A 15,807-nucleotide genomic window follows, 5' to 3' on the forward strand; every position below is an offset into this window, starting at 1 on the left:
TATATTTTATAAAATCAATTGGCATAATTGCTGATATACTCTAAAAAATTGCAACTAATGAAAAAGAATTTTTTACTATTACTATTCTTAGCAAGTTTATTTTCCTTTAATGCATGCTCTGATGACAGTGATATTACAGAGGAAGATCCCACTGCAGAAGAAAAAGAACAAACAGAAGAAGAGCGAATTGATTTTGAGGTTAAAAATTTTATTTATCGAGGACTTAATGATATTTATCTTTATAAAGCCGATGTTCCAGAACTGGCTGATGATTATTTTACCAACGATAAAGCTAAAACCGACTTCCTAAACAATTTTAGCACACCCGAATCACTTTTCGAAAATTTGCTTTCAAGCCAGGATAGATTTAGTTTTATTACCGATGATTATGAGGAACTTGAAAATCAATTCGACGGAATAAGTGGAGCCACCGGAATGGAATTTGGACTTGGAGTAATTAGAGGGACAAATGATGTTTTTGGATATATACAATATATTTTACCGGGAACATCTGCTGAAGAGGAAGGATTATCGAGAGGTACAATTTTTACCGAAGTTGACGGAGAGCAATTAACAACCTCAAATTATACTGAATTATTATCTAAGGATGCTTTTACTATCAATACTGGCTATGTTGAAGACGGCGTAATCCATATGACGGATAATACGGCCAATCTTACCGATGATTACTATACCATGAACCCTGTATTTATTAATAAAGTGATTGAGCTGAATGAAAAAAAAATCGGGTATCTAATGTATAATAGCTTTATAGCAAATTTTGATAAAGAACTTAATACAGCTTTTGGTGAATTTAAAAGTGCAGGTATTACCGATCTTGTTTTAGATCTAAGATATAATGGCGGAGGATCTGTCACTACTGCTACAGATCTGGCAAGTATGATCACCGGACAGTTTGAAGGTCAGGTTTTTGCCCAGGAGCAATGGAACGAAGATTATCAAAAATACTACGAAGAAAATTTTCCAGATTATCTTGTCAATAAATTTGATACTGAACTTAGTACGGGCGAAATAATCAATAGTTTAAACTTAAAGGAAGTTTATATCCTTACTACCGTTTCAACGGCATCTGCAAGTGAACTTATAATTAATGGTCTGGATCCTTATATAAATGTGGTGCAAATTGGTGAAACAACAACTGGTAAATTTCAAGCTTCAATTACACTATATGATAGTCCAACATTTAGCGAAAAAAACAGGAACGACGAGCATACTTATGCTATGCAGCCTCTAGTACTTAAAATAGCCAATAAAAATGGATATACTAATTTTGTAGATGGTTTGATTCCAGATATTCAAATAGAAGAAGATTTAGGCAATTTAGGCATACTGGGCGATCCCGAAGAACCATTTTTATCTCGTGCACTTGACGAAATTCTAGGAAGGTCACAAATTCAAACTAAAAGAATTCAAGAAAATAAAATTGATTTCGCAAAAATTGGGGAGAGTAATATGTTCAAGCCTACATACCAAAAAATGTATATCGATAAAACTCCTTTGAGTAAGTAGTAAACTCATTTATTTTATATTTCTTAAAAGCGATTGTATATAAAAGTACAGTCGCTTTTTTTTATGCCTGAAATGAAGAACCTCAACCTTGAGAAGTGTTTCATATGTAAAAAATCAACCTATATATTTTTGTATAATCTAAAAATTCAATTCTTCGGCACGCTTGTTGTGATTCGAGATAATATCCCTACCACCCTAATTATCAGTACGTCTGATAAGTTCAAGTTGTAACTTTTTTTATTAACATAAATTCTTTTCATTATGAAACCAAAGAAAAACCCAAAGGCAGATCTTAGGAAAAAGACCGTTCTATTTTTACAAATTGGACTTATTGCCGTCTTGCTGTTATCTTATTTTATGATTAATCTCAAAACTTATGATCAACAGCAGGCGACGACAGAAAAATGGGATCCCTTGGATATCCCTGAAGAAGAAGCCATCCCTATAACTAAGGTTCAGGAAGACTTACCACCTCCAAAACCTAAAGATCCACCGGTAATCGAGATTACAGAAGATGATTCTCCCGAACCTGAAGACGAAATAGAAACTACAGAAACCAGTCTTGATGATATCGTAGAAGTAGATGATATTATAGAAGTACCTGATAGCGAACCTGTAGATCCGGTTCCATTTGAGTTTATCGAAGATGTCCCTATTTTTCCCGGATGCGAAAACTTAAAGGATAACGAAGAACGAAAGGCCTGTATGAGCGAAAAAATTTCGCGCTTTATTGGTAAAAAGTTTGATACCGGGTTAGGGGAAGATATAGGTCTAAGCGGTATAAACCGTGTTACGATTATGTTTGAAATAGATAAAAACGGTGAAGTTAAAAATGTAAAGGCAAGAGGACCACACAAACTTCTTGAGGAAGAGGGGAAAAGAGTTATTAATCTTTTACCTAAAATGGAGCCTGGGAAGCAAAGAGGTAAACCTGTACCTGTTCGCTATACTATTCCCATAAACTTTCAAGTACAGAATTAAAAAATTTACGTATTGACAAATTATACTTTTCAAGGGCCGGAAAAAATTCCGGTCTTTTCTTTTTAAAGCATAAAACAAACTGATTTTTTAACTTCAAAGATTCAAATAAAAATTGTACATTCATTAGCCATATACTTGATATCATGAGACTTTCAGATTCAAAATATATCGATCAGGTAATCGAGATTATCGACTATGACTTTGGGATTTATTATTTCCTAGACGATATTATCGTTTCTGAAATGCACGAAGGGATTACTTTCAACTGGGCATGTGCTGAAAAAGTAATTGCTGATGCCAAGAGAATTTTAGGTGAGGATTGTCGCCCACATTATATATCCAACCGCATACACGAATATTACACGGTCTCGCAGGACTGGTTAAAATTCTTTAATAATCGTTATTTTTTAAAAAGCTTTTCAGTCATAACCTCACATCCCTCCGGCATGATGAACCTTATCTTTGAACGGATGTTTTACAGGCGAAAAATTTTTCAGGTAGCCTCTATTCATGAAGCTTTTCAGCATATCAAAGAACTTCAGCAAGAGAAAACAAATTAATACTTCCGTTCACAACGATAACGTTGTATGTTAATATGAAATTAAACAAACGTTTAATTTAAACAATTGTTTAAATTTGTACCCGAATTTTTATGATTCAGTGTATGGAATTAAACGAAAAACAAATACATATTCTAAAGGTCTCTGAAGAATTATTTTCTAAAAATGGTTTTGATGGAACTTCGGTTAGGATGATTGCAAAAACAGCCGGAATTAATATTGCTATGATCTCCTACTACTTTGGAAGCAAAGAAAAACTCCTGGAAACCTTAGTTTCTTATCGCATTTCGAGTTTTAAAATTGAAATTGAACAGATAATTCAGCAGGAAAGCACTTTCATAGAAAAGATCGACGCTATAGTTGCCTCTGTCATAAAACGTATCCACAATAGCCGAAGGATACAAAAACTAATTCATTTTGAATTTTCCAGAGAGCATCCTAAAATCGATTTCTCTAATTATCTTAAAGGAAAACAGGAAAATCTGGATAGCTTAAAAAAACTAATTGAAGACGGGCAAAAAGAAGGTGTTTTTAGTAAAAATGTAAATATAGAGCTTATTATCCCTACGATATTAGGAAGCTACTTCAATTTGTACTACAACAAAAAGATATATTCTAAAGCTCACAGACTATTTGAGGAAGATAATTTTGATGAATTTGTAGCTCATACTTTAACCCAACATATTCAAAGAACAATTAAAGCACTTTTAACCTATGAAGAGTAAATCCCTAGTGTTAATGTGTTGTTTATTTTTAGGTTTCCAAAGTTTTTCTCAGGAAAATAAAACTTTAAGCCTTAAAGAAGCTGTAGACATTGCTCTTAATAACAGTGATGATGCCAAGCTTGCTGAAACGACCATTAAAACAGCTTCAGAAGAACTGAAGGTTACTAAAAACAACCAATATCCCGAGTTTTCCCTTTCAGGACAATATCAATACCTCACCAGTCCTGATATAGATCTTCAACTAGCGGTGGGAAATTCAAATCCTACTGAGGGAGAAGCAGAAGATGTTGGCACACCAGATATTAATCAAATCATGCTAGGCCAGGCCAGTGTTTCTATGCCTGTATTTTCAGGGTTTAAATTAAAAAATGCTGTAGCTGCCAGTATAAATAATTTTGAAGCCACAAGTCTTGAAGCTGCCAGTAGCAAAGAACGTATCGCGTTACAAACAATTAGTACTTATCTTAATCTTTACAAGGCGCAGCAAATGGTAGCCGTTGTAAAAGAAAATCTTAAAAGCGCACAGCAGCGCGTTAAAGATTTTAGTGCTATGGAAGAAAACGGACTATTAGCAAGAAATGATCTTTTAAAAGCGAAATTACAGGAAGCTAATATTCATCTTACACTAAAAGAAGCTCAAAAAAATGTTAGAATTCTAAATTTTAGATTGGCGACATTTTTAAAACTTCCAGAGGAATTCACTTTTAAATTACCAGAAGGAACAATAGGTATTACCCCTGCTATAGAAAATAGTGCCATACATCGTGCAGATCTGGAAGCCCTGGAGTATAGACAAAAAGCTTCAGAAAACAACATCAAAATTGCAAAAGCTGACTATTATCCCTCTATTGCATTGATTGGTGGATATGCCGCTTTAGATATTCAAAATGCTTTAACCGTTACCAATGCAATGAATATAGGAGTTGGGGTAAGCTATGATATTTCAAAAATATTTAAAGCTAAGAATGATGTGAAACTTGCACAGCATAAAGCTGAAGAACTTCAATACAATATCGCTAAAGCAAAAGACAATGTAAAAATTCAGGTTAAAAATGCAGAAGAAGAATACCAGCTGGCCTTAACCCAATTTGAAGTTTATTCACAATCGCAGGAACAGGCAGAAGAAAACTACCGTATTGTTAAAGATAAATATGATAACGGCCTTGTAGATACCAATGATCTTTTAGAAGCCGATGTAGACCAACTTCAGTCTAAAATAAACAAAACAAACGCCCAGGCTGATATTAGCTTAAAATACTATCAATTATTACAAGCCGAAGGTCTTCTAACAAACAAATTCAATTTCAAAAACAACTAATCTTTTTAATAAGATGGAAGAAAAGAAAAAAACAAATAAGAAATTTATCTTCATTATAGGTGCATTAATCCTGGCTGGAATCATATATGGAGGGTATAAATTTATACATTCTTTATCTCATGAAGAAACCGATGATGCCCAGGTAGAGGCCAATATGAACCCAATTATCCCCCATGTTAGTGGTTATATTGAGAAAGTTTTTGTTAGCGATAATCAAAAAGTAAAAAAAGGGGATACTTTATTGATAATCGATAATCGGGATTATAAAGTAAAATTGCAACAGGCAAAAGCCAATCTTTTGGCCGCCGAAAGTCAGGTGGGTGTAGCAAAAGCAAGTATAGGCTCTTATCAGGCCAATGCTGCGGCATCAAACTCGCAAGTCAAATCTGCCGGTGGAAATATTAAATCTGCGGAAATAAAATTATGGAGAGCTCAGCAGGATTTTAAACGTTACGAAAATCTTTTTGCCAATCATTCTATTACAGAACAGCAGTATGAACAGGCTCTTGCCGCAAAACAAGAAGCCGAGCAACAATTAGAAATTCTTAAGAATCAGGAAAAAGCTTCTGCCAGTCAGCGCAATGCGGCGGTATCGCAAACTAAGATTTCAGAAAATCAGGTGAATGTTGCTGAAGCCAATGTAGAAAGTGCAAAAGCTGCGTTGGATGCAGCTTCATTAAATATGGATTACACCATAATCACCGCACCAATAGATGGGCAATTATCTAGTGTAGATATTCAACCGGGACAATTTGTACAACCGGGACAATCTCTCTTCTATTTAGTCAATACCTATGATAAATGGATCATTGCAAATTTTAAAGAAACTCAGCTGGAAAAAATGCGAATCGGGCAAAAAGTCGGGATTGAGGTTGATGCCTACCCAGATTACGAATTTGAAGGTAAAATTACCGCCTTTTCTCCCGCTACCGGTGCCAGATTCTCTTTACTTCCTCCGGATAATGCCACGGGAAACTTTGTAAAAACAGTACAAAGATTGCCCGTTAAAATTGAATTCTCTGATGAGAATGATAAAGAAAAATTAGATCGTCTACGCTCTGGAATGAACGTGCTGGTCGATGTGCATTTAAAATAAATTATGGCTGAAAATAAAGCTCAAATACAAGACGAAGACAGTCTGGTTGAATATGGATTCCGAAGAGTAATTATTACAATCACTGCCGTTTTATGTGCGCTTCTGGAAATTATTGACACTACGATCGTAAATGTTGCGCTAAATGATATGCGCGGTAGTCTTGGCGCCACTTTAACAGATATAGCATGGGTTATTACCGCTTATGCTATTGCCAATGTAATCATTATCCCAATGACAAGTTGGCTTTCTAAGCAGTTTGGTCGCCGAAATTATTTTGCGGCTTCTATTATCATTTTCACCATCTCTTCTTTTCTATGCGGAAATGCAACTAATATCTGGGAACTGGTAGCCTTTAGGTTTATCCAGGGAATGGGTGGTGGTGCTCTTTTAGTTACGGCACAAACTATTATTACTGAAAGTTATCCTATAGCAAAACGCGGTATGGCTCAGGCCATCTATGGAATGGGCGTTATCGTTGGTCCTACTTTAGGACCACCACTAGGTGGCTATTTAGTAGATCATTTTTCCTGGCCGTATATTTTTTACATTAATATTCCGCTTGGGATTATTGCCACTTTCCTTACTATTCTATTTGTAAGGAGTCCTAAATATGGTGATAAACTCAAAGCAAATCAAGTTGACTGGTGGGGAATTATACTCCTTGCTACATTTATAGGATCATTACAATTTGTTTTAGAACATGGCCAGCAAGACGACTGGTTTGAAGATGGCACGATTGTTACCTTATCGGTAATGGCCGCTTTTGGACTGGTATTATTTATTTGGAGAGAACTTACTTACAAATACCCAGTGGTAAATCTTAGGGTACTGAGAGATACCAACTTAAGTATTGGTACAGTACTTACCTTTATACTTGGATTTGGGCTTTTTGGTTCCACTTTTATTATTCCTATTTATACCCAATCTATCTTAGGCTGGACAGCTACAGATGCGGGACTTTTACTTATCCCAAGTTCGATCACTACAGGTTTAATGATGCCGGTAATCGGTAAACTTTTAGAACGCGGAGTACCTCAAAAAATACTGGCCGCCGCTGGTTTTGGAGTCTTCTTTTTATATAGTTTATGGATGTATTTATTGATGACACCCGATACTGGAGCTGAAAATATGTTTTGGCCACTCGTCGTACGAGGAGTTGGATTAGGATTATTATTTGTACCTATTACTACGTTATCGCTTTCTACTTTAAAAGGCAAGGATATTGGTGACGGTGCTGCTTTTACAGGGATGATGAGACAACTTGGTGGATCTTTTGGTATTGCCATTATAACCACCTTTGTTTCGCGATTTACCCAGCAACACCGGGTAGATTTAATACCAAATATTAGTCTGATCGATTTTCAGGTACAGCAAAGAATACAAGCACTACAACAAAACTTCATTCAAAAAGGATTTAGCATTAATGAATCTTTAGATAAGGCATATACCTTACTAAATGCCAATGTTATGCGACAGGCTACCGTACTTTCGTATATGGACGTTTTTCTTTATCTGGGAATTTTATTCTTGATTTGCGTTCCTTTTGTACTCTTAATTAAAAAAGGATCAGGTAAAGTAGACACTAGTTCTGTTCATTAAAAAATTACTACCCCAAATGCCAAATACTGGCATTTTTAAAGCCGTCGGATACCCCCAATTTCCGATGGCTTTTTTTATCCATTTCCATTCAACTATCGAAAACAACCGTTTAACGACACTAACCCCAAATTAAACGAATGTTATTTAATTTTCACTATTATTATATGAATTTTGTTCACTTAAGACACTAAAATTAAAATGAAAAATAAGCTGACCATCCTTTTTATAGAGGACGATATGATCGAAGTGATGAAATTGAACAGAACGATTTCTTCCCTTTCCCTACCTCACCATATCATTGAAGCTAAAAATGGTGAAGAAGCCCTTACGATCTTAAATAAAAAAGATCGACTTCCAGATATTATATTTTTAGATCTGAATATGCCTAAAATGAATGGTATAGAATTTCTTAAAATCTTAAAGGCAGATGACATCTTAAAATATATCCCTACTATTATCCTAACCACTTCCAGTAACCGAAGAGATCTTTTAGAATGCTACAAAATTGGTATTGCAGGATACATTATTAAACCTTTAAAGTACGAAGATTATGTATCTAAATTAAGCAGTGCCCTGGATTATTGGAGCCAGAATGAATTAATTAAAGGATAATCAATTATGAAAGGTATCGTATTTACAGGCTTTCTCGATATGGTCGAGAAGAAATTTGGTATTGAGATAGTAGACCATATTATAACAGAATCCAAACTACAATCTGAAGGAGTTTATACCTCTGTAGGTACATATGATTTTGTAGAAATGCAAAGTCTTTTAGTAAGCCTTAGTAAAAAAGTAGCTATCCCCCTAGACGATCTTATTTATAATTACGGACTTTATTTTTTTGACACCCTCGTAAATATCCATCCGGGAATCTTTGCATTGTATAAAGATCCCATAGAATTACTTTCTTCTATAGAGAATCATATTCATGTTCAGGTAAGAAAATTATATCCAGGAGCAGAACTTCCAACTTTTAAAATTATAAAAAAGCACGAAGATGAATTGGAAATTTTGTACTTTTCAGAGAGAGCGATGTACATGTTCGCCAAAGCCCTAATGGAAAAAACTTTTGAACACTACGACCAGGATTCCCAAATACAATTAGAAAAAATTGAAAATAATGGGACAAAGGTCAGATTCCTCATATCTAAAAAAAATGGAGCCTACCAAAAAAATTGAAATATTAGAAAGAGCACTTGAAAGAGAAAAAAAAGCCAGAAAACTGGCTGAAAAAATTTTAGAAGAGAAATCAACCGAACTATATGATCTCTCTGAAGCTCTTCGGCAATCTAATAACCGACTTAAAGAACTTCTAAAGGAAAAAACCTCACAATTAGAAGGGGTATTTGTTAATATTATCGATGCATATATCATTATGGACATTCAGGGGAATGTCTTAAAAATGAATCAGGCCGCTAAAGATATGCTTGGTTATGATAATGAAAAAGAGGTTGTAAACCTACTAAAATTAGTTCATTCAGATTATGTAGAATATACGGCAGCAGCATTTAAACAACTATACCATACCGGTAGTTACAATAATTATAAAGCCCGTATTATCACGAAAGATGGTACTGAAAAAATAGTCCAAATTAATGCAAGCATTATCTATGACCGTGAAGGAAAACCGATAGCTGCACAGGGAGTCGCCAGAGATATTACCGAAGAGATAGAAATTAAAAAACAACTGGAATCTCAAAACAAACAGTTAGATCTCATTTTAGACAACTCCCCTATTGGTATCTCACTTACGCAAACTAATTTTAAAGGTGCGCTTAAAGTGAATAAGGCGCTAATTAATATGTTTGAATATTCTTTAGAGGAATTCAACAATCTTAGCATCAAAGACATTACCCATCCAGAAGATAATGACAGCAGTGAACAATTAAGACAAATGGTCGAAGGGAAAATAGACTCTTATACGATCAACAAACGCTACATCAAGAAAAGTGGTGAAACACTATGGGCCAAAACAAAGGTTGCCGCTATTAGAGACGAAAATGGGAAAATTCTATACCAGGTGGCTACTATAGAAGATATTACCAAAGAAAAAATTGCTAAAGAAAAAATTGAAGAGTCCGAAAATAGACTTTCAACCCTAATTGTTAATCTGCAAACGGGTATTCTACTGGAAGATGAAAACCGTAAAATACTGCTCACCAATACCAAATTTTGTAATCTCTTTGGGATCGAAGCTCCGCCGGAATTATTAAAAGGAGCAGACTGCTCTAACGCAGCTGAAGAAAATAAAAAATATTTTAAAAATCCTGAACAATTTGTACAGAGAATTAGTGAGTTATTACGTAAAAAAGAAACCGTTATTGGAGAAGAATTAGAGCTAGTTAATGGAAGTATTTATGAACGAAGTTACATTCCTATTTATCACGAAGGACGCTACAAAGGCCATCTTTGGAGTTATGATGATATAACTATTCAAAAAAATTATAAAGAAAGTCTTAAGGCTCAAAAAGAAAAATATAGTAGTATCATCGCCAATATGAACCTGGGACTTTTAGAGGTAGATCTTAACGATCAAATCCTGATGGCTAATCAAAGCTTTACTGAGATGAGTGGCTATAGTGAAGAAGAGCTCCTTGGGAAAACCGCATCTGATATTTTTCTAATTCCCGAATCAAAAGCCGACTTTGATAAAAATGACAAAGTTCGAAGAAAAGGAATGTCAAACTCCTATGAAGTACGCATAAAAACCAAAGACAATAAACTTAAATACTGGTTGGTTAGTGGTGCCCCTAACTATGATGTAAATGGCAAAATGCTTGGCTCTATTGGGATTCACCTGGATATTACAGAAATGAAACTGCTAGAAACTCAAAAAGAGCAATTGCTTAAGAACCTGGAGCAGCAAAACGAACATCTTAATGAATATGCCCATATTGTTTCTCACGATTTAAAATCACCTCTAAGAAATATCTCTGCTCTTTTAAGCTGGACAAAAGAAGACTTTAGAGAAAAGCTTGGTGAAGAAAGCCTGATGAACCTGGATCTTATGCAGGGAAAAGTAGAAAAGATGGATCATCTAATCGAAAATATCTTAAGATATTCCAGTATTGAAGATGGTAATATTCAAAATCAGGAACTGAACCTTCAGGAACTGGTATCAGAAATTATTGAGTTAATTTACATACCAGAGCATATTTCGGTGAGTATTCTTAGAAAATTACCGATAATCTACGGAGACCGCACCAGGATTCAGCAAGTCTTCCAAAACCTGTTAAGCAATGCGGTAAATTATATTGATAAAGAAAAAGGATTTGTAGAAATTGATTATACAGAAAATACGACACATTACACCTTCAGCATTAAAGATAATGGGATAGGTATAAAAAAAGAACATCACCAACGTATTTTCAAGATTTTTAATGCATTAGGAACTCACGAAAAATCTACTGGCGTAGGTTTAAGTATAGTAAAAAAAGTAATCGACTTATATGAAGGAGAAATCTGGCTGGATAGTGAGGTTGGTAAGGGAACCGTATTTTTCTTCAGCTTAAAAAAACAATCATGAAAATAGTTCAGGCATCTAAAGCCATAAGTTCTTCCTGGCAATATAAGGGTAATCACAAAGAACAACTAAGCAATCCTTTGGTTCTGATTTTTGCCGATAGGAAACTGTTGCAGGATCCTGAAATTTTAGAAGATATAAGAGAGGAATTTCCCTATAGACATCTTATATTCGGAAGCTCGGCGGGAGAAATAATAGGACAAAAGGTAACTGAAAACTCGGTAGCAGTAACCTTAATTGAATTCGAAAAATCTACTTTTGATATCAAGACTGCTAACATTTTAGAATATAATAAAAACGGGGAAGCGCTTGGTTTTGGATTAGCCAGTCGTTTTAAAAAAGAACATCTAAAACATCTTTTTATAGTTTCTGAGGGAAGTTATGTGAATGGCAGTGATTTAATTAAAGGAATTGAAAAATATACCGATCAGGAAATAAGTTTAACAGGGGGACTTTGCGGTGATGGTGACCGGTTTGAAACTACTTTAGCTTCTTATAATGAGAATCCTAAAAAGGGAGAAATTGTTATGATAGGACTCTATGGTGAAAGTTTAGAAATTAGTTATGCCAGCTATGGCGGCTGGATACCCTTTGGCCCCGAAAGAATTATCACAAAATCAAAAGCTAATGTTTTGATGGAACTGGATGATTTACCCGCCTTAGATCTTTATTCAAAATACCTTGGTAATAAAGCCAATCAACTTCCACAAGCCGCATTACTTTATCCTTTAAACATCAAAGAAGAAGGCAAAGAACATAACCTGGTACGCACCATTTTGAATATCGACGTTAAAAACAAATCGATGATTTTAGCCGGTGATGTCCCTGAAGGCTCGCATGCACAATTAATGATGGCAACAGTAGACGGCATTGCTGAAGGAGCCTCTACCGCCGCTGCAATGGCCCTTAAAAAACACGCTAAACCGCCACAACTTGCTTTACTGGTAAGTTGTATTGGCCGTAAATTAGTAATGGATCAGCGTGTAGAAGAGGAAATTGAAGAAGTCTCTGAAATTTTGGGAAAGCAGGCTGCTATAGCCGGTTTTTACTCTTACGGAGAAATAGCTCCATTTTTTACGAGCAATGAATGTAACCTGCACAATCAAACCATGACCCTAACCTTAATTAGCGAATAATATTATGAACCGCCTACTAAGCCGACAAATAAGAAAATATTTTCCTGAAGAATTCGCAAAGGAGAAAAGATTTCAAGATTTTTTTAAGGCCGTAGAGGAATCCTACAATACCAACGACGAGCAATTAAGCATGATCCAACGGGCTATGAAAATAAGCTCAGACGAATTATTTAGTGCTAACCGAAAATTAAAAATAGAGGCCCAAAGCCAAAAGCAAATCTTAGACCGTTTAAGAGCTGTTATTACTACTTTAGATATTAAAAACTCCACAAGTAAAAACCAACCTGAAGAAGAGCTTAATGTATCAGACCTGGCTACCTATATTGAAGATCAGTCCAGAGAAATAGCTAAAGCACACAAAGAACAAAAAGAGCTCTTGTTACACCTGGAAAAGAAAAATCAGGTATTATCAGACTATGCGCATGTGGTTTCACACGATCTAAAATCTCCTCTAAGAAGCATCAACAGTTTGGTCACCTGGCTAAAGGAAGACTACAAAGAGAAAATTGATGAAGGCGGAATTAACCAGTTAGATATGGTTCTTAAAAGTGTGGAAAAAATGGATGCTTTGATTAGTGGAATCCTTAATTACTCGACCATAGATCAGGAAATTTTAGACACTTACGATGTAGATACCTGGCATCTGGTAAACGAAATTATCCAGATTATCTATAAACCTTCACATATAAAAATTGAAATTTCAGACCAGCTTCCAATAATCCAAGGTGATAAATTTAGGTTACAGCAATTATTCCAGAATTTAATTCAAAATGCGGTCAAAAGCATTGATAAGCCTAAAGGTTTCATCAAGGTCGATGTTAAAGAAAATGATAAATATTGGGAATTCTCTATTCATGACAACGGAAAAGGCATTGATAAAGACCATTTTCAGAAAATTTTTCAGATATTTGAAAAAATTGATAATGATTTTAATTCTACCGGAATTGGATTATCCATCGTAAAAAAGATTATTGATTTTTATGGTGGTCATATCTGGTTAGAAAGTGAGTTATCAAAAGGCACCATTTTCTACTTTACTTTACCTAAATAAATCGACATGGAAGAGAAACCTAACTACTCTTACATAAGCCAGCTATCTGGTGGAGATAAAAATTTTGAAGAACAATTACTGGATGTAGTTCGTTTAGAACTTCCTCTGGAAATAGAAAACTACAAAAATCATTTAAAAACAACTGACTTTATGCGAGCCGGTGACGACGTGCATAAAATTAAACATAAAATTAGTATTTTAGGCTTAGAAAAGAGTTATCAGGTTGCTATAGATCATGAAGACAAGCTTCGGGAAGGAGTTGTAGATCCCGAATTATTTAGCCAATTTGAAAAGATTCTTGACGCAATGACCACGTTTATTCAAAAAGCCTAAAATCTAACCTATGCAATGTATAATTGTTGATGACGAAGCAACTGCAAGAGCAATATTAAAAAAACTTGCTTCAAACAATGAAGAGCTAGAAATACAAGCAGAATTTTCTAATGCCATCCAGGCCATTAAGCATCTTAATCAACATCAAGTTGATCTTATTTTTCTTGATATACATATGCCCGATTTTACCGGTTTCGACTTTATTCAAACCATTAAGAATCCACCAAAAATTATCCTATCCACCTCAGATAGAAATTTTGCGATTGAAGCTTTTGAATATGATTGTATTGTTGATTACCTCGTAAAACCTATCACCCAGGAGCGATTTGATAAGGCTATTAAAAAGGCGCTAAAATTTTCTCCAAAGGATAACATTAACGATGTTTCTTCAGAAAAAGTAGAAGCAAACCCTAAAGATTCAGGTAACGATCTTTACGTAAATATTGATCGTAGATTAATCAAAATCGATATTCCCAGTATTTATTTAATTGAAGCCAGGGGTGATTATATTTTGATTAAGACCTCAGCAAAAAACTATACAGTGCATTCTACTATGAAAAAAATTGAAGAGAAATTACCTGATCATCTCTTTTTAAAAATTCATCGATCTTTTATCATAAACGTAGACAGAATCATTGATATTGAAGACAACAGCGTTTTAATCGAAAAAGATGTAATTCCGGTAAGCCGTTCTAGTCGTCCCGAATTGATGAAACGTTTAAATCTTCTATAACTAAGACTTCCAACTACAACTCAACGAAACTTAAGCACCTTCCATCTATACATTAAAAATCCTCAACGATTTCTTTCAATGCCAGCCTTATTGCTGCCCTATATTTGTCATGTAGTTAAGTGATAAACATATCAGCAAACTACTTGATGATTGACATATTTTTGTTTTTGAGTTTAACAGCTCAGTTTCATTCCTATAAATCTAAAAGCCCTACTAATTAGAGAATAGGTTTGACACTGAGTAGGCATTAATCGGTCCGGGAAAGCAATCTCCTCGGTAGATACATGATAAAGAATTAAAGCGACCGCGTTATTGCCTTTCATTAAAAATTGGGATTGGAAGAATTCCCTTTTCAAATAAAAGAAAAGGGAATTTAAAAAATTGTTTAGGCTAATACATTATAGATAGTTGGATTATAAGATTGGTTAGTTGGTTAGGTTAGGTTGAAAATGCCGGGAGTGGTTACCCGGCATTTTCTTTTTAAAAAATCTTCCGAAAACAAAAAATAGTAATTGCCAGTCTTATGTAGCTATTCAAAATTTAAAAAGCTTCATTTCTTATATCCGTACTTCTGTATTAAAATCAAACTGTTGTTCATTTTTTTACTTGAGGTATATTTATAAACACCCGAAAAGCAAGTATTTAAATTACATGATGAAGATGTGCGCTGCGTTTATAAAAAGATGATATTCTAACTAATTAGATATAACTTTTAGAAATGGCACCAAATTCATTAAAGAAATGATTTTTTTGTCGCTGATTTTCGAAGTCAAGAAGTTTTGAAATTGAGTGATTTTCATCTGCAACATTCAGCACACCATGCATAAGTGACGCTAGAGCATCGCGATGTGAACTTTTCAATCTTAAAGTATTTACATATAGAGAATTTGATTTAAAAAAGATTTTCTTTTTAGAAAACGGACTGAAAATTGTTTTTACTAAAACTCGTTCTTCAGTCTCAAGAATGGCAAGAAATTCTTCAGACAATTCTTTTTTACAATAGGTCGCTAATAAATTATTGACCTCAGCTTTAAAGAATGGACTAATCAACAATTGATTTGCTCGTTCAACAATGCGGTAAGTTTTTAAATGTTTACCTGAGTAATCTAATTTCATAGGGAATTTAACTCATTTATGGAACATACAATAGAACCATAAAATTTTAGCGTAGGTTATATAAGTAAATTTTGGGATCTCAAAAATAATTAGCTTACGTGTATCA

15 protein-coding genes are annotated in these 15,807 nt (G+C 34.5%); 14 read left to right on the forward strand and 1 reads right to left on the reverse strand.

The window, feature by feature from the left end:
• Window positions 1-57 precede the first annotated feature (57 nt).
• From ZPR_RS16865 to ZPR_RS16930, 14 genes are all read left to right on the forward strand, one after another.
• Window positions 58-1,530: a S41 family peptidase gene (locus tag ZPR_RS16865; protein WP_013072963.1), complete on the forward strand. Its 1,473-nt coding sequence runs from the start codon at window positions 58-60 to the stop codon at window positions 1,528-1,530.
• Window positions 1,531-1,791: 261 nt separating this feature from the next.
• Entirely contained in the window at window positions 1,792-2,511 is a 720-nt protein-coding gene (locus ZPR_RS16870) for an energy transducer TonB (RefSeq protein ID WP_013072964.1), read from the forward strand.
• Between the two features lie 143 nt (window positions 2,512-2,654).
• Window positions 2,655-3,071 carry a hypothetical protein gene (locus ZPR_RS16875; RefSeq protein ID WP_013072965.1) on the forward strand — a complete coding sequence of 139 codons (417 nt, stop codon included), beginning with the start codon at window positions 2,655-2,657 and terminating at the stop codon, window positions 3,069-3,071.
• A gap of 104 nt (window positions 3,072-3,175) precedes the next feature.
• The gene (locus ZPR_RS16880) at window positions 3,176-3,796 is read left to right on the forward strand and encodes a TetR family transcriptional regulator (protein WP_013072966.1); all 621 of its coding nucleotides are present in this window, start codon (window positions 3,176-3,178) and stop codon (window positions 3,794-3,796) included.
• On the forward strand, window positions 3,786-5,114 hold the full coding sequence (locus ZPR_RS16885; RefSeq protein ID WP_041579043.1) for a TolC family protein: 1,329 nt from the start codon (window positions 3,786-3,788) through the stop codon (window positions 5,112-5,114). The genes ZPR_RS16880 and ZPR_RS16885 overlap by 11 nt, the downstream gene beginning before the upstream one ends.
• Before the next feature lie 13 nt (window positions 5,115-5,127).
• Entirely contained in the window at window positions 5,128-6,210 is a 1,083-nt protein-coding gene (locus ZPR_RS16890; protein ID WP_013072968.1) for an HlyD family secretion protein, read from the forward strand.
• Between the two features lie 3 nt (window positions 6,211-6,213).
• The gene (locus tag ZPR_RS16895) at window positions 6,214-7,809 is read left to right on the forward strand and encodes an MDR family MFS transporter (RefSeq protein ID WP_013072969.1); all 1,596 of its coding nucleotides are present in this window, start codon (window positions 6,214-6,216) and stop codon (window positions 7,807-7,809) included.
• A 198-nt stretch (window positions 7,810-8,007) separates the two neighbouring features.
• Entirely contained in the window at window positions 8,008-8,421 is a 414-nt protein-coding gene (locus ZPR_RS16900) for a response regulator (protein WP_013072970.1), read from the forward strand.
• 6 nt (window positions 8,422-8,427) lie between these two features.
• On the forward strand, window positions 8,428-8,988 hold the full coding sequence (locus ZPR_RS16905; RefSeq protein WP_013072971.1) for a heme NO-binding domain-containing protein: 561 nt from the start codon (window positions 8,428-8,430) through the stop codon (window positions 8,986-8,988).
• Window positions 8,966-11,335 (forward strand): PAS domain S-box protein, encoded by a 2,370-nt coding sequence (locus ZPR_RS16910; protein WP_013072972.1) that lies wholly within the window; start codon window positions 8,966-8,968, stop codon window positions 11,333-11,335. The genes ZPR_RS16905 and ZPR_RS16910 overlap by 23 nt, the downstream gene beginning before the upstream one ends.
• A complete protein-coding gene (locus ZPR_RS16915; protein ID WP_013072973.1) occupies window positions 11,332-12,468 on the forward strand; it encodes an FIST signal transduction protein in 1,137 nt (378 codons plus the stop codon). The genes ZPR_RS16910 and ZPR_RS16915 overlap by 4 nt, the downstream gene beginning before the upstream one ends.
• A 4-nt stretch (window positions 12,469-12,472) precedes the next feature.
• Entirely contained in the window at window positions 12,473-13,519 is a 1,047-nt protein-coding gene (locus ZPR_RS16920; protein WP_013072974.1) for a sensor histidine kinase, read from the forward strand.
• A 6-nt stretch (window positions 13,520-13,525) separates the two neighbouring features.
• Window positions 13,526-13,852 carry an Hpt domain-containing protein gene (locus tag ZPR_RS16925; protein ID WP_013072975.1) on the forward strand — a complete coding sequence of 109 codons (327 nt, stop codon included), beginning with the start codon at window positions 13,526-13,528 and terminating at the stop codon, window positions 13,850-13,852.
• 10 nt (window positions 13,853-13,862) lie between these two features.
• Window positions 13,863-14,585, forward strand: a complete 723-nt coding sequence (locus ZPR_RS16930; protein ID WP_013072976.1) for a LytR/AlgR family response regulator transcription factor — start codon at window positions 13,863-13,865, stop codon at window positions 14,583-14,585.
• Window positions 14,586-15,284: 699 nt separating this feature from the next.
• Here the strand turns inward: ZPR_RS16930 and ZPR_RS16935 are convergent.
• Window positions 15,285-15,701 (reverse strand): hypothetical protein, encoded by a 417-nt coding sequence (locus ZPR_RS16935; RefSeq protein ID WP_013072977.1) that lies wholly within the window; start codon window positions 15,699-15,701, stop codon window positions 15,285-15,287.
• Window positions 15,702-15,807: the final 106 nt, after the last annotated feature.

Origin of the sequence: Zunongwangia profunda SM-A87, from assembly GCF_000023465.1 — a bacterium.
In the GTDB taxonomy this organism is placed as follows: Bacteria; Bacteroidota; Bacteroidia; order Flavobacteriales; family Flavobacteriaceae; genus Zunongwangia; species Zunongwangia profunda.